At 41.0% G+C, this 5,103-nt stretch carries 4 protein-coding genes; all 4 read right to left on the reverse strand.

Features of this window, described 5'->3' with window-relative positions; genetic code table 11:
• Window positions 1-396: 396 nt before the first annotated feature.
• Window positions 397-1,434 carry a gliding motility protein GldN gene (gene gldN / locus VNZ46_RS04195; protein WP_325558858.1) on the reverse strand — a complete coding sequence of 346 codons (1,038 nt, stop codon included), beginning with the start codon at window positions 1,432-1,434 and terminating at the stop codon, window positions 397-399.
• A 71-nt stretch (window positions 1,435-1,505) separates the two neighbouring features.
• Window positions 1,506-3,107, reverse strand: coding sequence for a GldM family protein (locus VNZ46_RS04200; RefSeq protein WP_325558859.1), 1,602 nt, complete (start codon window positions 3,105-3,107; stop codon window positions 1,506-1,508).
• A 67-nt stretch (window positions 3,108-3,174) separates the two neighbouring features.
• Window positions 3,175-3,945, reverse strand: a complete 771-nt coding sequence (gene gldL, locus VNZ46_RS04205; protein WP_325558860.1) for a gliding motility protein GldL — start codon at window positions 3,943-3,945, stop codon at window positions 3,175-3,177.
• 120 nt (window positions 3,946-4,065) lie between these two features.
• The coding region (locus VNZ46_RS04210) for an SUMF1/EgtB/PvdO family nonheme iron enzyme (protein WP_325558861.1) at window positions 4,066-5,103 on the reverse strand (1,038 nt) is incomplete at its 5' end.

Here is a 5,103-nt window from a genome sequence, read left to right on the forward strand (position 1 = left end):
TTTTTACAACAGGAGAATGAAATGCAGGCGGGACAAGGGTTTAATTAAATGATCTGAATCAAAAAAAAGGGGCCAGAATGGAAATTCAGCCCCGTTTTTAAAATCCAATATCCTATGAAAAACCGTTGTAAAAATAATAAAACAATTCTATTAAACAAGAACCCTTATGGGTATTTTGAAAATAATTATCAACAGTTTAGCTATCAAAATGTTATGAGATATAGTAAAAATACGTTGATTCCAGTTTTGGGAATATGCTAAAAGCTTAAAGCACAAAGCCTAAAACTTAAAGACAAATTAATAAAAACAAAAAAGACCATCACGTTTTCAACATGATGGTCTTTCTCTTTAAACTTTTTTTATTCAGTCTTAGGCTTTGGACTTTAAGCTTTTGGCTTAGTAAGACCAAAGGTCCTGCTCGTAGTTAAAGATTTTATCTTTAATGTCATCGCCTTCCAGGAGACCTAGGATCGGGTCCTTTATATAAGCGCTGATAAAATTATCACCGGGGTTATCAATCGTTGATTTGACAATCCTGCTTGAGAACATACGACTTTCAAACAGCTCTTCCCAGCTCATACGGGCGCCATAGTTCTTGCCATTATATGCTTCATATTTAGCTAAGAAAGGCCTCAGATCGGGATAATAAACCCAGAATATGGGTAGTACAGCCCTGAATGATCCGTCTGCATTATAAATCGTCTTTTCTGGTGCGATGCCCAGGATTCGTACATACATTCTTGATGATTCTTTATCAAATACCCACTCTTCCTTGATTTCATATCTTTCGACCTGATCAGGATTAAATTCCTGTACTATTGTAGTATCCTTGGTTATTCCTTTAGAACCATCCGGGTCAACATTCATATCAGGGATCTGAATTACTTGTGGTTTACCCACCATACTTTCAGCGATCTGACGGAAAGTCATCGGAGTTGTGAAACGGTCGTCCATCGTTGCATCGAATGCTGTCACATCACCACTATGGATGAGGTTAAGCAGGATACTGATGAAACGCTGGTTACCGTTATCTTCAGATGCCTTATATACAAAAGGAAGATTCATTTTTTCATGGGTATCAATTTCACGCCATATACGCTGGCGGTAAACGGCATCGTCTTCCCGGATATGCTCGTAAGCAAGCGGAGTGCGATCCTTTACCAGGTTCAGTTCAATTGACGCATCATTACGAAGCGATTTTCTGGGAGTATCCAGTTTGATATCCGCAACAAATTCTTGTACAGGTTTTGCCGTTGTATCTTTCGGAGGAACGACAGCTGTATTAGCAGCGCTATTCTTGCTGGTATTTGTTTTCTTTTTCGTTGTGGATCTCTTTGTCTTCTTCCTGCTAGGTGGGGCCTGGGCCTGCACGGTTCCAACCGCCAGGGCTATCACTGCTGCCAGAAATGACAATTTGATAAATCGCGTCTTCATGTTCTAAAAATTTATCTTATCAATTACTAAAACAGATCCGCCACAACATCGTGGCGGTTCTAAATTATTTATTATTTTAAACTAAATACCATTGGTGCGATTTGCCGCTCTTTGCCATCTGGTCCGACCACACGGATCTCATCAAAAAAGATGTGCGTTCCGGGTGTTGACCTGCTTACAATGCCTGCAGCATTTCCAGACCACCTGTTACTATTGTTGCTGGCCTCAGTATATCCTGATATGCCACCGCCTTCCGCACCAATCTTGTAGCTTATTACTTTGAAAGGAGCTTCGAAATCAGAATCTTCCAAACGTGCAATTAAACCACCAATCGCTTTGAATTCGGCAGAAGAAATTGTACCGCCTTTGTGTGATCCAATGAAACCGGCTGGTAAAGGCAGGTTCTTAACACGGATCGGAAATTCGAATGGTTTACCGTTTGCAGTTACGATGATTTTTGAAATGCCTGGAGTAGTTGCCCTGGCAATATAATGATCTCCACCTGTGTTGGTAAGCGTACCACCCGGCGTGGCAAAATTCACATGCACTTTTTCTCTACCCACGCTGCCACCGGAAATGGTCAAAGGGTTATCAACTCCTATATATACAACGTTCATCTTTTCCAGGAAGATAGAAGCTCCTGAAGGCAGACCAACTGTATATTTAATAGTTTTTGGAATAACAGCTGTTGTTCCGTCAGGTTTGGTGTAAGAAATATTTACGGTCACATTATGTTCTCCTGCACCTTCTACTTTTGTTTTAAAATCTGCAACCCCATCTGCATTCAAAGTCTGGTGCGCGCCATTAATTGTTATATCAGGTTTTGCTGCTGCACTGAATGCTCCGATACCTGCCTGAATTTCCAGTTCATCACCGGGCATCAGGTAAGTAGCATTCGTTCCGGCAAAAGCCTCGAACTGATTATATACAACTTTAACTGAACCAATTTGCTTATAGCAATAATCCACCATCTGGGATTCAGAATTCTTTACATCATTCTGGAATTTGCTCAGGATTGTAATTGCGGCAATGGTCGGCGTCATATGAAAATAATTGGTTACCCAATCTTTTACATCATCGCCTGATTTTGCTGCACCTGTTTGAGATTGCGGTACAGTAAGATCCAATGGAAGTTGTTTTTCAAAATCAGCCTGTGCTCTTGCAACTTCTTTCTGCAGGATTGGATTTTTTGCAATATCAGGGGCATTCGGATTCAACACAGCAATCATTTGCTTTTTGTATTCTGCGAGAGAATCATATAATATTTTTCCTTTGCCATCTTTATCGAAAACGCGGGTGGCCGCGTCGAGATTGGCATCGTTGAATTTCTCTTTACCATCTTTATCTATCTCATACTGTGATTCAAGTTTAAGCAGGTGTTTCATTCCGTCGATAGTAGCATACATAGAGGAAGAAATACCCTGAATCTGTTTTGCTTTGGGCGCCCAGATAGCAGCATTCTCTTTAGTCTGCGGATCATTCAGCGCTTTATCAAAAGCAGCATAAGTGAGGTTATTCTTATCAGCAACCACTCCATTCGATGTAATGATACTGTTATTTACGGTTTTGAAGGCGTTCAGAATCTCAGCCGATACATTCAGTGCCAGCAATGCTGTCAGCACCAAATACATCATGTTGATCATCTTCTGCCTGGGCTCTTTAGGTAAGGACATGAGCGGGAGAATTTAATGTGTTAACAAAGGTTTTTCAGGTTATTAGTCCCGATAATTAAATATTGGATTACTGTCTACCTTGCATTGCGCTCAGCATATTACCATATACATGATTCAGGTTACCCAGGTTCTTTGCAAGTAAAGCAACCTGTTCCTGAGTTTTCTTCGCATCAGCGACACTACCGTTCATGGCTTCAGATGCCTGTGCCAGGTTAGAGTAGAAGCTGTTCATTGCCTTCAAATGGTTATTGCTATCCTGCAGTTCCAGCTCATATAATGTATTCAATGATCCGAGATTCTTGGTCAAAACCTGAACCTGGCCATGAAACTGTTTAGTGCTTTCTGCTGCATTATTAAAATGAGATAATGTATTAGTTGCTCCCTGGTACGCATTCTTCATGGAGTCCAATGCTACAACTGCTTCTTTTGTTTTATTTGTATAGTCAGTTGTTGCAGCAAGCGCACCTGATACATCACTGATTTTTTCTACTGTAGAACCGAATTTTTTGAAACCATCGCTCAAACGGGCAAGGTTTGTTGGTGTGATGTCAGCTTCCTGCATTAATTTATCCATCTGTTGAAGTGCGGGATTATTTGAACCAGCACCAGCCAGTTTTGGAAGCGCTTCTGCCAGGGCATGCATTTCTCCACCTGGAGGCGGTAAGAAAGCGTATACTAAGAATATTAATGCTTCTGTAAGAAGTCCTGCTGTAAGGAAGAAATCTGCCAACCGTTGGTGGGTGATTTTCTGCCAGGCACCAAAGATTACAACCGCTGCACCGACGCAGACGATGATGTTTACAAGCTTTTCGGTAGATCTAGAAACTCCGGCTGACATAATTTTAAATTTTAGTTTTTAATAGGTGTTGTAAGGGTCTCGGAAAATAATTCCGGATGACGTTGTCGAATCAAAACGCTGATTGTTTTAAAAAATTTTATTTCGATTGATAAAAATCAACTATCTCCTGGCAATAGATGCTGGCAAATCAATCACACAACGGAAACCGATATATGATTTTGCAGTATCCTGGTACTCATATGTTCTGGTACTGGTTTGCAGGAAGTAACCTACGTCTTTCCAGCTTCCGCCACGGATCACTTTACGTTTCATACGCGGAGGATCTGAATCCTTTGCATTGTAACGGATGTCCGGGTTCATATCATGCTGGAAGTTATAAGCACCTTCATAATAAACGGATGAAGTCCACTCAGCAACATTTCCTGCCATACAATACAGACCGAAATCATTTGGCCAGTAAGCATCAGCACGTGCGGTATAAAATGCACCATCTTCCGGATAGTTACCACGACCTGGTTTAAAATTGGCCAGAAGACAGCCTTTCTTATTTCTCAGATAATAGTTACCCCATGGGAACATAGATTGTGAACGTCCGCCGCGGGCAGCATATTCCCACTCAGCTTCCGTTGGTAAACGGAAAGGACTTTCATTTGCTTTGTTTGATTTATCGAGGTATGAATTCAAATATTGTGTTCTCCATTCGCAGAATGCAGTTGCCTGATTCCAGTTTACACCAACCACTGGATAATTTCCAAATGCAGGATGAGAAAAATATCTTTTAGTCATCGGCTCATTATAGGAATAAGAAAAATCGCGTACCCAAACCAGTGTATCCGGATAGATCGGGATTTCTTTCTTTACAATAAACTCAGAACGTGCTTTACCTTCATTGATCTTTTGAGCAGCACGCTTTAAGTCAAATGTTTCAGAATGGTAGATCATTTTGCGGGGATCCAGTTCCTTTTTACCGAAAATCCGGTTTTCAGGAGTCAGGATGAGCTGATCAATCTTTTCAGTTGTTGCTTTATCACCCCATTTTATCGTTTGTGCTTTTTTCCAGTCGATCGTGAATTTGCCGTCAACATCTTTACCATATTGCATCAGGGTGGCTGCTATTGAGTCACGCACCCAGGTTACAAACTGGCGGTATTCGTTATTGGTAATTTCAGTTGCATCCATCCAGAATCCCTGTATGGA

The organism is Pedobacter sp., assembly GCF_035566355.1.
Classification (GTDB): Bacteria; Bacteroidota; Bacteroidia; order Sphingobacteriales; family Sphingobacteriaceae; genus Pedobacter.

Coding starts and splice junctions, on each gene's coding strand:
- gldN (WP_325558858.1), bottom strand. CDS start 1,434: ATGAAGACGCGATTTATCAAATTGTCATTTCTGGCAGCAGTGATAGCC.
- VNZ46_RS04200 (WP_325558859.1), bottom strand. CDS start 3,107: ATGTCCTTACCTAAAGAGCCCAGGCAGAAGATGATCAACATGATGTAT.
- gldL (WP_325558860.1), bottom strand. CDS start 3,945: ATGTCAGCCGGAGTTTCTAGATCTACCGAAAAGCTTGTAAACATCATC.